At 71.3% G+C, this 15,804-nt stretch carries 13 protein-coding genes; 6 read left to right on the top strand and 7 right to left on the bottom strand.

Going from position 1 to position 15,804, the window contains the following annotated elements:
* The coding region (locus tag ACWFR1_RS34975) for an acyl-CoA dehydrogenase family protein (protein ID WP_453558606.1) at positions 1-337 on the top strand (337 nt) is incomplete at its 5' end.
* A 70-nt stretch (positions 338-407) separates the two neighbouring features.
* Here the strand turns inward: ACWFR1_RS34975 and ACWFR1_RS34970 are convergent.
* Positions 408-1,067, bottom strand: a complete 660-nt coding sequence (locus ACWFR1_RS34970; protein WP_453558603.1) for a hypothetical protein — start codon at positions 1,065-1,067, stop codon at positions 408-410.
* A gap of 73 nt (positions 1,068-1,140) precedes the next feature.
* On the bottom strand, positions 1,141-2,451 hold the full coding sequence (locus tag ACWFR1_RS34965; protein WP_453558601.1) for an LCP family protein: 1,311 nt from the start codon (positions 2,449-2,451) through the stop codon (positions 1,141-1,143).
* 130 nt (positions 2,452-2,581) lie between these two features.
* Between ACWFR1_RS34965 and ACWFR1_RS34960 the strand changes: the two genes are divergently transcribed.
* On the top strand, positions 2,582-3,115 hold the full coding sequence (locus ACWFR1_RS34960) for an acyl-CoA thioesterase (protein WP_453558598.1): 534 nt from the start codon (positions 2,582-2,584) through the stop codon (positions 3,113-3,115).
* A 56-nt stretch (positions 3,116-3,171) separates the two neighbouring features.
* On the opposite strand, the gene ACWFR1_RS34955 is transcribed toward ACWFR1_RS34960, so the two are convergent.
* Positions 3,172-4,662, bottom strand: a complete 1,491-nt coding sequence (locus tag ACWFR1_RS34955) for an LCP family protein (RefSeq protein WP_453558595.1) — start codon at positions 4,660-4,662, stop codon at positions 3,172-3,174.
* 126 nt (positions 4,663-4,788) lie between these two features.
* On the opposite strand from ACWFR1_RS34955, the gene ACWFR1_RS34950 reads away from it, so the two are divergent.
* Positions 4,789-5,826, top strand: a complete 1,038-nt coding sequence (locus tag ACWFR1_RS34950; protein ID WP_453558592.1) for a glycosyltransferase family 2 protein — start codon at positions 4,789-4,791, stop codon at positions 5,824-5,826.
* Between the two features lie 86 nt (positions 5,827-5,912).
* Here ACWFR1_RS34950 and ACWFR1_RS34945 read toward each other — a convergent pair whose 3' ends face one another.
* The 4 genes from ACWFR1_RS34945 to ACWFR1_RS34930 all read right to left on the bottom strand — a co-directional run bounded on the left by ACWFR1_RS34945 (position 5,913) and on the right by ACWFR1_RS34930 (position 11,914).
* Positions 5,913-7,709 (bottom strand): LCP family protein, encoded by a 1,797-nt coding sequence (locus tag ACWFR1_RS34945; RefSeq protein WP_453558589.1) that lies wholly within the window; start codon positions 7,707-7,709, stop codon positions 5,913-5,915.
* 50 nt (positions 7,710-7,759) lie between these two features.
* Complete coding sequence (locus ACWFR1_RS34940; protein WP_453558586.1) at positions 7,760-9,511, bottom strand: LCP family glycopolymer transferase; 1,752 nt, start codon at positions 9,509-9,511, stop codon at positions 7,760-7,762.
* Between the two features lie 253 nt (positions 9,512-9,764).
* Positions 9,765-10,976: an LCP family glycopolymer transferase gene (locus ACWFR1_RS34935; protein WP_453558583.1), complete on the bottom strand. Its 1,212-nt coding sequence runs from the start codon at positions 10,974-10,976 to the stop codon at positions 9,765-9,767.
* 185 nt (positions 10,977-11,161) lie between these two features.
* Positions 11,162-11,914, bottom strand: coding sequence for a TIGR03089 family protein (locus ACWFR1_RS34930; protein WP_453558580.1), 753 nt, complete (start codon positions 11,912-11,914; stop codon positions 11,162-11,164).
* A 136-nt stretch (positions 11,915-12,050) separates the two neighbouring features.
* On the opposite strand from ACWFR1_RS34930, the gene ACWFR1_RS34925 reads away from it, so the two are divergent.
* The 3 genes from ACWFR1_RS34925 to ACWFR1_RS34915 all read left to right on the top strand — a co-directional run bounded on the left by ACWFR1_RS34925 (position 12,051) and on the right by ACWFR1_RS34915 (position 15,796).
* Positions 12,051-13,508, top strand: coding sequence for a peptidoglycan recognition protein family protein (locus tag ACWFR1_RS34925; RefSeq protein WP_453558577.1), 1,458 nt, complete (start codon positions 12,051-12,053; stop codon positions 13,506-13,508).
* Positions 13,509-13,612: 104 nt separating this feature from the next.
* Positions 13,613-14,695, top strand: a complete 1,083-nt coding sequence (locus tag ACWFR1_RS34920) for a sugar phosphate nucleotidyltransferase (protein ID WP_453558575.1) — start codon at positions 13,613-13,615, stop codon at positions 14,693-14,695.
* Between the two features lie 135 nt (positions 14,696-14,830).
* Positions 14,831-15,796 carry a DNA-3-methyladenine glycosylase family protein gene (locus tag ACWFR1_RS34915; RefSeq protein WP_453558572.1) on the top strand — a complete coding sequence of 322 codons (966 nt, stop codon included), beginning with the start codon at positions 14,831-14,833 and terminating at the stop codon, positions 15,794-15,796.
* Positions 15,797-15,804: the final 8 nt, after the last annotated feature.

Here is a 15,804-nt window from a genome sequence, read left to right as displayed (position 1 = left end):
GCCCATCGCCGACTTCCAGGGCATCCAGTTCATGCTCGCCGACATGGCCATGAAGCTCGAAGCCGCCCGCCAGCTCACCTACGCCGCCGCCGCCAGGAGCGAGCGCGTCTCCGCCGGCGGCGACAAGGAAGACCTCACCTTCTTCGGCGCCGCCGCCAAGTGCTTCGCCTCCGACGTCGCCATGGAGGTCACCATCGACGCCGTCCAGCTCCTCGGCGGCTACGGCTACACCCGCGACTACCCCGTCGAACGCATGATGCGCGACGCCAAGATCACCCAGATCTACGAAGGCACCAACCAGGTCCAGCGCATCGTCATGGCCCGCAACCTCCCGTAACCCCCCCGGGACAGCGAGGAGCGGCGCCACCTCACGGGGTGACGCCGCTCCGGCTCAGCTCAGGTCACGCTCACGGGTCGACGACCACCGTGCACGTGTACGTGCCGGGCTCCAGGTCCTTGAACGTGTTCGAGAGCGGGACGTTGACGAACTGTGCCGTCTCACCGACGAACGGGCTGTCGGAGCAGCCGGCCTTGGTGCCGCCCCCTTCGAGGTCGTAGGTGATCAGCAGGTCGCCGACCGTACTCATCGGGGTGACACCGTTGGCGCTCTTGGTCCGGCTCTGGTTGAGCTCGAAGTCCATGTTCGTGGAGCCGCTGGGGTCCTGCACGCGGGTCCAGTACAGGTGCAGGAAGCCGTCGGAGGTGTTGCCCTCCTGATAAACACCGAAGTGCCTCAGGTCGCTCTTGTTCGGCGGAATTCCGCCGTCGACGATCGTGGGGACGGCGGTGTTCTCCTTCGTGCCCTGACCGAAGGAGGTGTCCGCGTTGCCGATCGCGTTGTCGGGGGTGCGGACCTCCGTGACGTTGTTCCAGTCGAGATCGCCCATGACGTCGACGCGCAGGTTGGCGTCGGAGTCGATTTCGAAGTCGCTGCCGGTGAGGCTGGGCGGCGGCGGCGCGTCGGCGGCGGCGAAGGTGGCCGGCCGGAATCCGGCGACGAGCAGGGCGGCGATGGCGGCCGTGCGGAAGGTGGCGGACCTTCTGCGGGGCTTGGTCGATGACGACATAAACGAGAAGAGCCCCCTCCAACGGCGGGCGCGGGGAGGGAACTCTTCTCTTACCTGTTCACCTGTGCGACGTTCATCGATTCGATTCGACGGTGACCTTCTCGTCGTTCCGGATCTGCTCGACGAGCTGCTTCACCTTCGCCATGTCCCACTTGTAGGAGTTCTGCGGGGCCGGGCCCGCGAGCGGCATGTTCATGGACTTGCCGTCGCCGCCGTTGATGCCCTTCATGGCGAAGAACATCTTCCCGAGGTCGTACAGCGACATGTCCTTGTCCACGATCAGCGTGTCCAGACCGGCGCCGAGCGTCGGGTAGAGCGTGAACGGGTTGAGGATCGTGCCCGGCGTCGCCGCCTGGTTGGCGAGGGCGGCGAGGAACTTCTGCTGGTTCTTCGTCCGCGCGAAGTCCGACTCGGCGAAGGCGTACCGGGTCCGGACGAAGGCCAGGGCCTGCTCGCCGTTGAGGGTCTGCTCGCCGGCCGCGAAGTCGGCCCCGGACTTCTTGTCCTTGAAGCCCTTCTCGATGTTGAGGTCCACCCCGCCGAGCGCGTCCACGATGTTCGCGAAGCCGGCGAAGCCGATCTCCGCGTAGTGGTCGATGCGCAGGCCGGTGTTGAACTCGACGGTCCGCACGAGCAGCTCGGGGCCGTCCATCGCGTACGCCGCGTTCAGCTTGGCGCCGCCCCGGGCCGCGTACTGCTTGCCCGAGTCGGAACCGACGAAGGACGGGATCGTCACCCACGAGTCGCGGGGGAGCGAGACCATCGTGTTCCCGCTGGAGCAGGCCGCGAGGATCATCATCGAGTCGGTCCGCTTGCCCTCGGCGGAGCCGGTGTGCAGCTTCTTCTTCTCCTCGGCGGTCATGCCCTCACGGCTGTCCGAGCCGACGATCAGATACGTGGTGCAGTCGCCCTCCGACGGCCGCTCGATGACCTTGGACAGGTCGACCTCGTTGCGGATCTGGGAGCTGGCCCAGGCGTAGGTGCCGATACCCCAGGCGAGGACGCCGACGACCAGCACGATCGAGCCGATCTTGGCGCGCTTGCGCCAGTCCGGGGCGGGACCGCCGCCGGGCCGCGGCGCGTACTGCGGGGGTACGGGCCCCTGGCCGCCGCCCTGGCCGCCGCCGCCGTGCTGCGGGCCGCCGTAGACCTGGCCGGTGTTGTAACCGGAGTCGTACCCCGAGCCCTGGGCCTGTGTGTAGTCCGGCTGGTAGCCCTGGCCGTCACGGGGCCGCTGCTGCCCGTACGGCTGCTGCTGCCGGCCGTAGGGGGGCTGCTGCGGCGGAACCTGCGGACGCTGCACATGGCTCATCCGGCGAGGTCCCTCGGGCTGGGAGTTCGCGTTGCCACGGCCGTGTCCGCCGTCATGGGGCCAGTCATTCATGCGGACCAGTGTGCCGGGCCAGGGAATCCCCTGGACAGGCCGGGTGGAAAATCGGACCGGCCCTGTTGCCAAGCTGATGCAAAACGGACCCCACGGGGACGGCGCCGGTACCCCGCATAAGGTGGAGGGCATGACAGATCAGGGCGATATCCCCGGCAAGCCCACCTCGGCCTCCCGCACCACCCTCAGCCACATCATGACCAGCCACGACACCAACCTCCTCGGTACGGTGCACGGCGGCGTGATCATGAAGCTGGTGGACGACGCGGCGGGCGCCGTCGCGGGCCGGCACTCGGGCGGTCCCGCGGTCACGGCCTCGATGGACGAGATGGTCTTCCTGGAGCCGGTCAGGGTCGGGGACCTGCTCCATGTGAAGGCCCAGGTCAACTGGACCGGCCGGTCCTCCATGGAGGTCGGCGTACGGGTCATGGCCGAGCGCTGGAACGAGTCCACGCCCGCCACCCAGGTCGGCTCGGCCTATCTCGTCTTCGCGGCCGTCGACGCGGACGGCAAGCCGCGGAGCGTCCCGCAGGTCGTCCCGGAGACGGAGCAGGACAAGCGCCGCCACCAGGAGGCCCAGATCCGCCGCACCCACCGCCTGGCCCGCCGCCAGGCCATCAAGGAGCTCCGCGAGCGCCGAGCCGCCGAGGGCTACGAGGACTGACACCCCCCGGGGGGCGGCTCGTGGGCAAGCGGCCCCGCCCAAGGGGCCCAAGGGCCCTACGGGCACACCACCTGGTCCCCGGTCACGGCCTCGAACGGTCCGCCCCGCCCCGAGTCCTCCGCCCGTACGGCCGTGACGCCCCGGTAGTCCGCGCCCACCGTCACCCGCAGCGTCCCGCCCCGCCCCGCCACCGCCCGCAGCTCCGCCCCCGGCAGCGCCGCCGCGAGGGACTTCGCCGAGCGGTCCCAGCGGGGGTCGTACTCCACGAGCGTGCGCGCCCGCTCCTGCCCGGCCCCGGTCATCGGCGTCCGGGTGGTGTCGAAGCCGGTGCCGCGCAGCGCGTCGTCCACCTTCCGGCCGAGCCCGTCCGTCCGGGTCCCGTTGTAGACCTGCACCCGGACGGTGCGCGGCGGCACGTCCACGACGACGTTCTTCGGGGCGGCGCCCTTCCCGGAGGAACCCGCCTTCCGCGCGGCCGGCGCCGGGGCCAGCGGCCGGTCCTCCCGCAGCGCCTGGAACAGCTTCTGCGCCTTCGCCGCGTCCCACTTCACCGTCGACCCGATCCCCTTGACCGGGAAGCTCATGTCGCCGATCGGCACGGACACGAACTCCGACGACGCCGGCGTGAAGCCCCGCATCGCCTTGGCCAGCGCCAGCATCTGATCCGTACCGAAGTCCTCGTCCGCCCGGACCGAGCTCAGCATCGTCGTGGCCATCTCACGGAACCGCACCGGGTTCAGCAGCACCCCGCCGCTCGTCGCCCGGTCGATCAGCGCCGCCAGGAACTTCTGCTGCCGCTGCATGCGCCCGATGTCGGCCGCCCCGTCGATGTGCCGGGAGCGGACGTACTGCAGGGCCTGCCCGCCGTCGAGCTCATGGGTGCCGGCCGTCAGGTCGAGCCCCGTGTACGAGTCCTTGACCGCCCGCGTCGTACAGATCTGCACCCCGCCGACCGCGTCCACCGTGCGCATGAAACTGGTGAAGTCGACCTCCAGGTAGTGGTCGATCTTGACGCCGGTCATCGACTCGACGGTCCGCACGGTGAGCCCGGGCCCGCCCTCCGCATAGGCGGCGTTCAGCTTCACCGGGTGCGCCCGGTGCTTGTCGCCGCTGTTCAGGTCCGTGTGCTCGGGCATCTCGGCGTACGAGTCCCGGGGCAGGCTGACGACGCTCGCCCGCTCCCGGTCCTCCGAGATGTGCACGAGCATCACCGTGTCGGTGCAGTGGCAGGGCGCGCCGCCGAGCCGGTACTTCTCCTTCTCCTCCGGGGTGATCCGGTCCCGGCCGTCGGTGCCGACGACCAGGACGTTCATCCCGTGCCCGGCCTGCGGCCGGTTCTTCATGTCCTTGAAGGGGTCGACCCGGGTGATCCCGGTGTCCAGGCCCGTCACCACCGCGTGCCCGATCCCGCCCGCCGCGAGGACCCCCACGGACAGCGCGGTCGCCATCCGCATCCCCCACCGGGGCCGCCGCGGTCGCCGCCGACGGACCGGTGCGGGCGGCCGGGGGACGGGCCGGCGACGGGGCGTGCGGGGCGGTGTGGGCACGGACGGACACCTCCGCGGGTGGGACGAGGGGAACCGTGAGCACGGTAGGCCCATACGATCAGCGCAAGGGTGCACCACCCGTGCGGCGCGCAACCGTGTCCCCCGTTCGCGGTAACGTGGCGGGCAATGAACGCCATGCCCCCCGTCTCCGTGATCATGCCGGTCCTCAACGAAGAGCGGCATCTGCGCACCTCGGTTCGTCACATCCTGGAGCAGGATTACGACGGCGAGATGGAGGTGGTGATCGCCCTCGGCCCGTCCACGGACCGCACCGACGAGATCGCCGCCGAGCTCGTCAGGGAAACCGCGTCCGCGCGGGCCCGCGTCACGACCGTGCCGAACCCCACCGGCCGTACCCCCGCCGCGCTCAACGCCGCGATCCAGGCCTCCCGCCACCCCATCGTCGTACGCGTCGACGGCCACGGCATGCTCTCGCCGAACTACATCGCGACCGCCGTCCGCCTCCTGGAGGAGACCGGCGCGCAGAACGTCGGCGGCATCATGCACGCCGAGGGCGAGAACGCCTGGGAGGACGCGGTCGCCGCCGCGATGACCTCGAAGATCGGCGTGGGCAACGCCGCCTTCCACACGGGCGGCGAGGCCGGCCCGGCGGAGACTGTGTACCTCGGCGTCTTCCGGCGCGAGGCCCTGGAGCAGCAGGGCGGGTACAACGTGGAGTTCGTCCGCGCCCAGGACTGGGAGCTGAACTTCCGCATCCGCGAGGCCGGCGGCCTCATCTGGTTCTCGCCGGAGCTCCGCGTCCAGTACCGCCCGCGGCCCTCGGTGAAGGCCCTCGCGAAGCAGTACAAGGACTACGGCCGCTGGCGGCACGTGGTGGCCCGCTACCACCAGGGCTCCATCAACCTCCGCTACCTGGCCCCGCCGGCCGCCGTCTGCGCCATCGCCGCGGGCCTCGTGGCGGGTGCGACGCTCACCCCGCTCGGCTTCGTGATCCCGGCGGGCTACCTCGCCGCCATCACGGCGGGCTCGGTCCCGGCGGGCAGGGGCCTGTCGCTGAAGGCCCGCCTCCAGATCCCGGTGGCGCTGGCGACGATGCACATGTCGTGGGGGTTCGGCTTCCTGACGAGCCCGCGCGCGCTGGCCAGGAAGGTCATCGCGAGCCGCCGTCCGGCGGTGAAGGCGGGCGAGTCCGAGACGGTCTGACGACCGCTCCGCCGACAGACACCGACGGCCGGGACCCTTTCGGGGCCCGGCCGTCCGTCATGTGCGAGCTGTGCGCGTGCGGGGGATCAGCTCGTCCCGTCCCACCGGTAGACCGAGTAGACGTCCATGCACGTCGCCTTGTCGTCGGCGCCCTCCGGCAGGTCACCGGCCACCGCCGTCGGCTTCTTGTACGTGGTGCCCTCGCGCCAGTCCGCGCCGACGACCAGGGTGATGCCCTTGGCCTCGGTGTCGGCCCGTACGGCCGAGTCGGGCAGCCCGAGCGCCTTCGTCACCGACAGCGCGTTCGCCTTCCCCTGGTCGCCGTCCGCCTTGGGGTAGGTGACCACGGTGTCCTTGCGGCCGCCGCCCTCCTGGGAGGACTCGGCCTGGGTGAAGCCCTTGGCCTGAAGGGCCTCGGCCATCTTGCCCGCCCGGCCCTCGACCGCCGGCTCGTCGTTGCCGTCGGTGCCGTTGACGACGGTCACGGCGAAGGATCCGGGAGCCTCGGCAGGCGTCTTGGGCTTGGGCGAGGCGGTCGGCTTCGGCTTCGTCGTGGCGCCGGACTTGTCGCCGTTCTTGTCGAGGGCGACGTCGTCACGGAGCATCGCCCACATCTTGTCGGCGGAGGCCTGCACCGGCTGGAGCCACGCCTTGGGGTTCGGCGGGTACGGGTCGGTCGGGACCGTCGCCGTCGTCAGACGGTCGATCTTCACGTTCTTGAGCTGCATCGACAGATCGAAGAGCTTCTTCACGGTGTCGAGGTCCTGCGAGACCTTGAGGGACTTGGTGGCGGTCTCGGCCAGGCCCATCAGCCGACCGGTGTCGGTCCAGGCGTTCTGCTCCTGGAGCTTCTTCATCATCCCGTTCATGTACATGTGCTGGGCCTTGGCGCGGTTCTGGTCGCTGCCGAAGGCGTGCCGGGTGCGCAGCCACTGGAGCGCCTGCTCGCCCTTGACCTCGTGGGTACCCTTCCGCAGCTTCAGGCCGGAGCCGCCCTTCACCGTCGGGGTCGACTTGTCGTGCACCCCCGTCTTCACACAGACGGGCACACCGCCGACCTCGTCCGCCATGGCCACGACCCCGGCGAAGTCGACCATCAGCCAGTGGTCGATGTAGACCCCGGTGAGGCTCTCCCAGGTGGTGAGGGTGCAGCCGGGGCCGCCGCGCTGGAGCGACTCGTTGATGGGCCGGTTCGTGGTCGCGGCGTAGGGCGTGCCGTCCTCGCCCTTGCACTCCGGGATCCTGACGACCGTGTCGCGCGGGATGGAGATGAGCGAGGCGTTCTCGCGGTCCGCCGAGACGTGCAGCAGCATCTGCACGTCGGCGAGGGGCTTGCGGTCCTTGTCGTTCCGGCCGCCGCCCAGGGCGATGTTCTTCTCGTCCTCGCGGCTGTCGGAGCCGATCAGGAGGATGTTGAGCGGGGTGTCGCCGAGCGCGTTCGGCGCGGCCTTCTTCACACCGCTGCTGCCGCCCGCGCGGTCACCGCTGACGATGTTGCCGTTGAGGTGCTCGTAGTACAGGTATCCGGCGCCGGCCGTGCCGAGTATCAGCACGGCCAGGGTGATCGCCACCCAGCGCAGGGCCTTGCGCTTGCCGGCCTTCTTGGCCCGCCGGCGCGAGCCGCCGCGGCGGTGGCCCGTCCGCGCGTCGCCGCCGGCTTCCGTCCCGCCTCCGCCGCTGGTGCCGTTGCGTCGCCGCTCGGCCCGGGTCGACGTCTGCGTACCCGCGGATCCGGCGGATGCGCCGGATCCGGCGTCCTCGGCGCCCGTCCGCCCCCCGGCACCGGTCGCCTCCCCCGCCCCGAAGAGGTCGTCGTCCCAGCCCAGTTCACGGGCGCGCGGAACACGTCCTCGCGTTCCCTCCCCACGCACGTTCTGTCCCACCCCAGGTCCCCTCGTGAATCAGCCGTGCACCGAGACCTGGTGTTTCCAGGTCATTCGGCGCACACCTTCTTGTCGGCTTCTACCTTGTCGACGTCCGGCGCCTTCGCCGGACCCTTGACGGGCACCCCCGCGCCCTTGAAGTCGGCGCCGAGGACGAGCGTCATGGGCTCGCGTTCCGCGGCGTCCTGCGTGCCCGGCTTGAGAGCCGTGGCGGGCAGACCCATCATGTCCGCGAGCTTGCGGGCCTGATCGGCCTGGTTCGGTGCGTAGGTGAGTGTGGTCTTCGCCGCCTTCTCGGGGGCGTTGCTCTTGTTGGTGGAGCGGGTCACACCCATGTCGTTCTGCAGCCAGTTGATCGTGGACTGCGCGGCACCGGTGATGCCGCTGCCGTTGAAGACGTCGACGCGTACGTCGGCGGCCTTCGCGCGCGTGCCCTGGAGCAGCTTCGCCTGGGCCTGCGCCTTGGCGTCCTTGGCGTCCTTCTCCTTCTTCTTCACCTCGGTGAAGGAGACGTCGTTCTGGATCATGCTGAAGACCTGGGGGGCCTTCGTCTGGTCGAGGACGACAGTGGCCCGCTTGTTCGGCGGCTCGTCGGGGTTGTCGACGACCGGCACGGTCATGAAGCTGATGTTCTTGAGGTCGACCTTGCCGATCTCCTTGGCGAGGCTGGTCAGCTTCAGGGCACTTCCTATGCCCTTGTCGACCGTCAGCGCGTCGGTCGCCGCCTCCGCGACGTCGAGCAGCTGCGTCGGGCTGTCCAGCGTGTCCTCCTTCAGCTGGCGCATCATCGACGCGAGGAACTGCTGCTGCATCTTGATGCGGTCCAGGTCGCTCTCGTTGCCGAGGCCGTGACGGTTGCGGAGGAACGCGAGCGCGTCCTCGCCCTGGATGCGGTGCTCGCCCGCGTCGAGGTTGAGCTTGGAGTACTTGGTGTCGCGGATGGGCTTGGTCAGGCAGACCTTCACCCCGCCGACCGCGGTCGACAGCGTCTTGACCGCATTGAAGTCGACCATCATGAAGTGGTTGATGCCGATGCCGGACATCTCCGTGATGGTGCGCATGGTGCAGCCGGGGTCGCGGCCGTCCACGCCGAACGACTCGTTGAACTTGGTCTTCCCGACCGAGCCGGGGATGACCTTGGTCGAGCCGTCGGGCTGCTTCGTGGGGCAGTCCGGGATCTCGGTCTTGAGGTCCCGGGGGATGCTCACGGCCGTCGCGTTGGTGCGGTCCTCGGCGATGTGGATGAGGAACGTCGTGTCGGCGTGGCCGGTGACGTTGGTCTTGTTCCCGTAGCTCTCGTTGCCCTCGCCGGTCCGGACGTCGTTGCCGATGACCAGGATGTTGAGCGGCCCGTCCATGCCCGGTGTCTCGACCGCCGCGGTGCCGACGTCGACGGCGTCGATGTTGCCGTCGAGCTTCGAATAGAGCATGTACGCGCCGGCGGCGCCGCCCACGAGCACGAAGGCCATCGTGCCACCGGTCCACAGGAGGACCTTCTTCTTGCGGGACGCGCCCTGCTTGCGCTTGCGGCGGCTCGCGGGCCCCTGCGGGCCCCTGCCGCCCTCTTCGGAGACGCGACGGCGACGCTGACCGGGTACGGGCGCCTCGACGGGGGCGGAGACGGAGGTGTCGGCGGGCGCCGGCGCGGGAACGGTGGATCTACGCGGTACGGACGGGGTCCGCGACGCCGACTGCCCAGCGGAGTGGTCCAGTCGCAGTTCGTAGTTGCCGGTCTGCGGGTTGAGTACCCACTGGTCGGCGGGGTCGATCTCGTCCGCCCGTCCACGGCTGTGCGCGTCCACGGTTACTCGAGTCCTCCGTCGGTGCCACGCGAGGCGCCTCCCCCGGCGCCGCTCTCTCGGTCGTTCGATCCTTGGTGAGTGCGGCGACCAGTCGGTCGGGGTGCACCGGATCGCGTCACACTATCCGCCCAGTTCAGCGTGGGGCGACGTCAGTGACAAATTCCACGCCCCTTACAACCGGGCAATTTGCTCAAACCTCATCCGACCCTGCCCTCCCCTTGGGTAGCCCTTTACCCACCGCGTCCGCGGCGCCCTAAGCGCACACGCCCTCCGCCGCGTTCCGCCCCGTGAAGGTCGGCGTCGCGGAGGGCGTCGGGGTGTCCGCGTCGTCGGGCTTCCCGTCCCCGCCCGTCCCGCCGCTCTTCTCCCCGCTCTCCTCGTCGGTGTGCGGGGTCACGAGGACGGGCTTGTCCTCCCGTAGCTGCCGGAAGAGTTGACTCGCCGCCGGCTGTACCAGTTCGTCCCTATTCGCGTTGTACGTGTACGGCCGGCGCGGCACCGTGAGGAATTGCACCTTGTCCGTCGGGATGGCCCGCATGGCGCGCGCCAGGTCGTACAGGTCCCGCAGCGAGTCGAGCCCCGGGTCGGTCGTGATCGCCTTCGTGGCCGCGTCCAGGACCGGGTAGAGCTTGGTCGGGTTCAGCAGGACCCCGTCGCTCTGCACCTTGTTGACGAGCGCGCCGAGGAACTGCTGCTGCCGGTCCATGCGTTCCGTGTCGCTGCCGTTGCCGATCGACTTCCTGGCCCGTACGAAGCCCAGCGCCTGCTCCCCGTGGAGCGTCTGGCGCCCCGCGGGCAGCTTCAGCTTGGCGTCGGCGTCGTCGACGGGCTCCTTGAGGCAGACCTCCACCCCGTCCACGGCGTCGACCATCTTCTTGAAGCCCCGGAAGTCGATGACCATGTGGTTGTCGACGCGGATCCCGGTCAGCTTCTCGACGGTACGGATCGTGCACGCCGTACCGCCGAGCTCGAAGGCGGAGTTGAACTGCGCGAACTGCTCGCGGGTCCGTGTCCCGCCGGCCGTGGTGCAGGCCGGGATCGTCACCATCAGGTCGCGGGGGAGCGAGACGGCGGTCGCGCTCGACTTCTCCGCCGAGAGGTGCAGCAGGATCGTCGTGTCCGAGCGCTGGGTGCCCTCGTCCTTGCCGTACTTGCGGTTGCCCTCACCGGTCCGGGTGTCCGAGCCGATCAGCAGGATGCTCCTGGCCGTGGTGGTCCCCGCCGTCGGCCGCTCCTTCTCGTACTTCCGCAGCTCGGCGGCGGCCGTCGTGTCCGTGGTGATGTTGCCGTCGAGCTTCCGGTAGAACCACCACCCGACCCCGGCCGCGATCAGCACCACGACCGAGACCCCGAGAGCCGTCCACCGCAGCCAGTGGCGCCGGCGCGGCACCTCCGGAGCACCCGGCGCCGTGTCCTCCGCTGCCGGGGGATCCGGTTCGGGCGGCGTGCCAGCACGGTCCGTCACGTCTGAGTCCGTCCTTCGAGGCGTCGGCGGCGCGCCCGGCGGCCACCGGTCATCGAAGGAGACGGCCGAGCCCGACGCATGGTTGTGCGGAAGGAGGCGACTCCCCCCGGGCCGATCATGTACCGGAGTCGGCGCGGGGACCCGGGGGCTCGGCGCGGTGCTGGTCCAACAGGGTGAACCGCGGCTCAGAGAGCCGTGTGGGTCACCCGCTCGCTCTCCACGCGCTTCTCCAGGGCGTCGGGCGCGAGCCGGTCCGGGTTCCGGCACAGCACGACCGAGCCGCCGGCCGCGAGCGGCGCGTACAGACCGGTCGAGAGGCCCTGCCAGCCGTCGTAGTCGAGGCCGGAGAGCACCCGGGAGCCGGGGGCGAGACCGAGCGCCGCCGCCTCCACGCGCGCCTGCTCGACGAGCTGCGAGCCGCTCCGTTCCGTACCGTCGACGACGAGGGCGGGAGCCTCCGGGTCCACCGGCACGAACGGCGCGAACCGGTCGCCCTGGCTCGGCACCTCGACCGCGTAGTCCGCGTACCCGGCGGGCGGAGTGGGGAAGCGGCGACCCAGCGGCGCCAGCGAGAGCGCGATCCGCTCACCGGAACAGGCGAGACCCGCCTCAAGGGTGTCCGGCCCGGCGACCACGAGGTCGGCGTCCGCGGGATCGCCGCCGATCTCGACGGCCACCCCGACGGAGGAGCAGGCGAGCAGCCAGACGGCCGTCTGCCAGTGCGCGGGCAGCAGCAGCGCGAGCCGGTCGCCCGGGCCGGCGGACAGCTCGCCCTGGAGCAGGTTCGCCGTCTTGGCCACCCAATTGGCGAAGGTGGCGACGGACAATTCCACGCGCTCACCGGTGGCGTCGTCGTAGAAAGTGACCAAGGGGCGGGCGGGGTCCGCGGCGAGTGCGGATCGCAGCAGGTCGGCGGGGGTGCGGTCGCTGGCGTTCACGCCGGACAGCGTACGCGGGCGGGCGCGCGCGGTCCTCCGTACCGGTGACACCGTCCACCGGTCGGCCCGACGGCCCGTCAATTTCCGTGCGGATTCCCGGCGCGCGGAACGCGCCGGGGATACGCACGATCGGCCCATGCGTGCCTCACTCGCCACCTCGATCGCCGTCACCTGCACGGCGGTACTCGCCCTGCCGGTCTCCCTCGCCGCGCCCGCGGCGGCCACGGCGCCACCGGCGGTCGCCGCGCTGCCACCGGGGCCCGACCGGCTGCCCGGCTCCACCCAGTCGCTGCCTCTCGTGCCCCTGGGCGGTTCCGTACGCGGCTTCGGCGGCGGAACCGGGTTCGATCCGGGCGAGCGGGGCCTGGCCCGACGCGACGTCAGACCGTTCTCCCTCGTCGGCGTCGTCTGGGACGACCCGACGGCCGCGCTCCACGGCACCGTGCAGGTCCGCACCCGGGCCACCGGCGGCGGGAGCTGGTCGGAGTGGCAGGACGTGGAGACCCACAACGACGAGCACGGCGCCGACCCGGAGACCGCGGAGGGCGCCGCCCGGGCGCTCAAGGGCGCCACGGCGCCGCTCTGGGTGGGCGACTCGGACGGCGTCGAGATCCGCGTACGAGGGGAGGAACAGCTCCCCGAGGGCCTGCGCCTCGAACTGGTCGACCCCGGCGCGGAGCCGGGAGCGGGCCAGGGCGCCGCCGCCCCCCGCACGCGTACGGCGGCGGTCCCGACCGGCCCGACGGCGGCGGAGGCGGCGGCCGGCGCGGTCAACGCGCATCTGGCGCCGTACGGCGCGGCCTGGATCCCGGCGCTGTCGAAGGCGGCGACCGAGGCGCCGCTCCGCCACGCCCCGCTCGCCCAGGCCGAGTCAGCGCGGGCCCCGTCAGCACAGGCCGAGTCAGCCCAGGCCCAGGCCCAGGCCCAGGCCCAGGCCACCTCGGCCACGGCGGTCACCCAGGTCGCGGCGGTCGCGGCGAAGCCGTACATCGGCCCCCGCCCGAAGATCATCACGCGCAAGGGCTGGGGCGCCGACGAAAAGCTCCGCGAGAAGGGCTTCGTCTACACCAAGAGCATCAAGGCGGCCTTCGTCCACCACAGCGCCACCGGCAACAACTACACCTGCCGCCAGGCGCCCTCCGTCCTGCGCAGTATCTACCGCTACCACGTCAAGAGCAGTGGATGGCGTGACTTCGGCTACAACTTCGCCGTCGACAAGTGCGGAAACATCTACGAAGGCCGTGCGGGGGGCGTGGCCAAGCCCGTCCTCGGCGCGCACACCCTCGGTTTCAACACCAACACCATGGGCATCGCCGTCCTCGGCACGTACAGCAAGAGCGGTCCGCCGGCCGCCGTGCTCACCGCCGTCGCCCGGCTGACGGCCTGGAAGCTCGGTCTGCACGGGGTGAACCCGAAGGGCACGACGTATCTGACCTCAGGGGGCGGAAACCTGTACAAGAAGGGCAAGAGCGTCAAGTTCCGCACCATCGCCGGACACCGTGACGGATTCGCCACCGAGTGCCCCGGCGCACGCCTGTACAACAAGCTCGGTACGGCCAGGACGACCTCGGCGAAGTACCAGGGAAGGCGCTGATGGGGTCAGGCAGGCAACCATCTGCCTAAACTGACCGGTCATATCGCACGGACGACCGAGACGGGCGGGCGGACCGGCCCCGAACAGGAAGCAGAGACGACAAGGTGACTGAAGCGATCCTCCTGGTCGGTGGCAAGGGCACAAGGCTGCGACCCCTCACGGTCAACACGCCCAAACCCATGGTCCCGGCGGCAGGCGTCCCCTTCCTGACGCACCAGCTGGCCCGCGCCCGCGCCGCCGGCGTCGAGCACATCGTGCTCGCCACCTCCTACCTGGCCGAGGTCTTCGAGCCGCACTTCGGTGACGGCTCCGACCTCGGCCTGAGCCTGGAGTACGTCACGGAGGAGGAGCCGCTCGGCACGGGAGGCGCGATACGCAACGTCGCCTCGCGCCTCCACTCGGGCCCCGACGACCCGGTCCTCATCTTCAACGGGGACATCCTCACGGGCCTGGACATCCGTGCCCTCGTCGACACCCACGCCACCTCCGGCGCGGACGTCTCGCTCCACCTGACCCGGGTCGAGGACCCGCGCGCCTTCGGCCTGGTCCCCACGGACGGGACGGGCCGGGTGACGGCCTTCCTGGAGAAGCCCCAGACCCCCGAGGAGATCGTCACGGACCAGATCAACGCCGGCGCGTACGTCTTCCGCCGCTCGGTCATCGACACGATCCCCACGGGCCGCCCGGTCTCCGTCGAGCGCGAGACCTTCCCGGAGCTCCTCTCCTCCGGAGCCCACCTCCAGGGCATGGTCGACTCCACGTACTGGCTGGACCTCGGCACCCCGCAGGCCTTCGTCCGCGGCTCCGCCGACCTGGTCCTCGGCCGCGCCCCCTCCCCGGCCGTCCCGGGCCGCTGCGGCGACCGCCTGGTCCTCCCGTCGGCCCGGGTCGCCCCGGACGCCAAGCTGACCGGCGGCACGGTCGTCGGCGCGGACGCGGTGGTCGGCGAGGGCGCCCGCATCACGGGCTCCACGATCCTGGCGGGCGCGGTGATCGAACCGGGCGCGGTGATCACCGACTCCCTCGTCGGCGCGGGCGCCCGCATCGGAGCCCGCACGGTCCTCACGGGCGCGGTCATAGGCGACGGCGCCCACGTGGGCCCGGACAACGAACTCCGCGAAGGCGTCCGCGTCTGGTGCGACACCAGGCTCCCCGCCAACGCGGTCCGCTTCTCCTCGGACCAGTAACCCCGGAGCGCGAGAACGGGCGACGTGGCGGGCCCCCGCCACGTCGCCCGCCGCACGTAGGCCCGGGGACGGTTCCGCACCGCCGTCCCGCACGAGGGCCCCGCCCCCGCCAGGCCCCCGCGTAGTCTCATAGCCATGGCCGGCCGCTTCACACCCCCCACCAACCCCACCCGCACCACCGTGCGCGGCGGAGAGCTCCCCCGGACCCACACTCTGGAAGGGGACGGTCCGGACCTGGGCCTCACCCTCGGCCCCCTCCGCCGCGGCCCCGCCGACCCCACCTTCCGCACCACCCCCGACGGCTCCGTCTGGCGGGCCAGCCGCACCCCCGAAGGCCCCGGAACCCTCCGTGTCCGCATGCGCGAGGGACGGCCCGCGGCCGAGGCCTGGGGCCCGGGAGCGACCTGGCTCCTGGACCGCCTCCCCGCGCTGCTCGGCGCCGAGGACGACCCGGCCGCCTTCGTCCCCCGCCACAGACTGCTCCTGGCGAGCCACCGCCGCCGCCCCGGCCTGCGCCTCACCCGCACCGGTCTGGTCCTGGAGTCGCTGATCCCGTCGGTCCTGGAGCAGAAGGTCACCACGACCGAGGCGTACGGGTCCTGGCGCGCCCTCGTACGGAAGTACGGCGAGCCGGCCCCCGGCCCCGCCCCCGACGGCATGTACGCGATGCCCGACGCCCGCACCTGGACCCGGATCCCGTCCTGGGAGTGGCACCGCGCGAACGTCGACGGCAAGCGCTCGGCCACGATCGTCCGCGCCGCCCGGGTGGCCGCCCGCCTGGAGGAGGCCGCGCACATGGACCCGCCGGCGGCCCGCAAGCGACTGGAACTGATCCCCGGGATCGGCCCCTGGACGAGCGCCGAAACGATCCAGCGCAGCAACGGCGCACCCGACGAGGTCACCACCGGCGACCTCCACCTCCCCGGCATCGTCGGCTGGGCGCTCGCGGGCGACCGTACGACCGACGACGAGGCGATGCTGGCGCTCCTGGCCCCGTACGCGGGCCAACGCCACCGCGCGGCCCGCCTGATCCTCCTCAGCGGCCACGTCCCGCCCCGCAGGGCACCCCGCATGACGCCGAACGACATCAGGGCGCTGTAGGGCCCACG

It is taken from the genome of Streptomyces sp. NPDC055103 (assembly GCF_053607625.1).
This window is presented reverse-complemented; position numbering and strand designations above follow the sequence as displayed.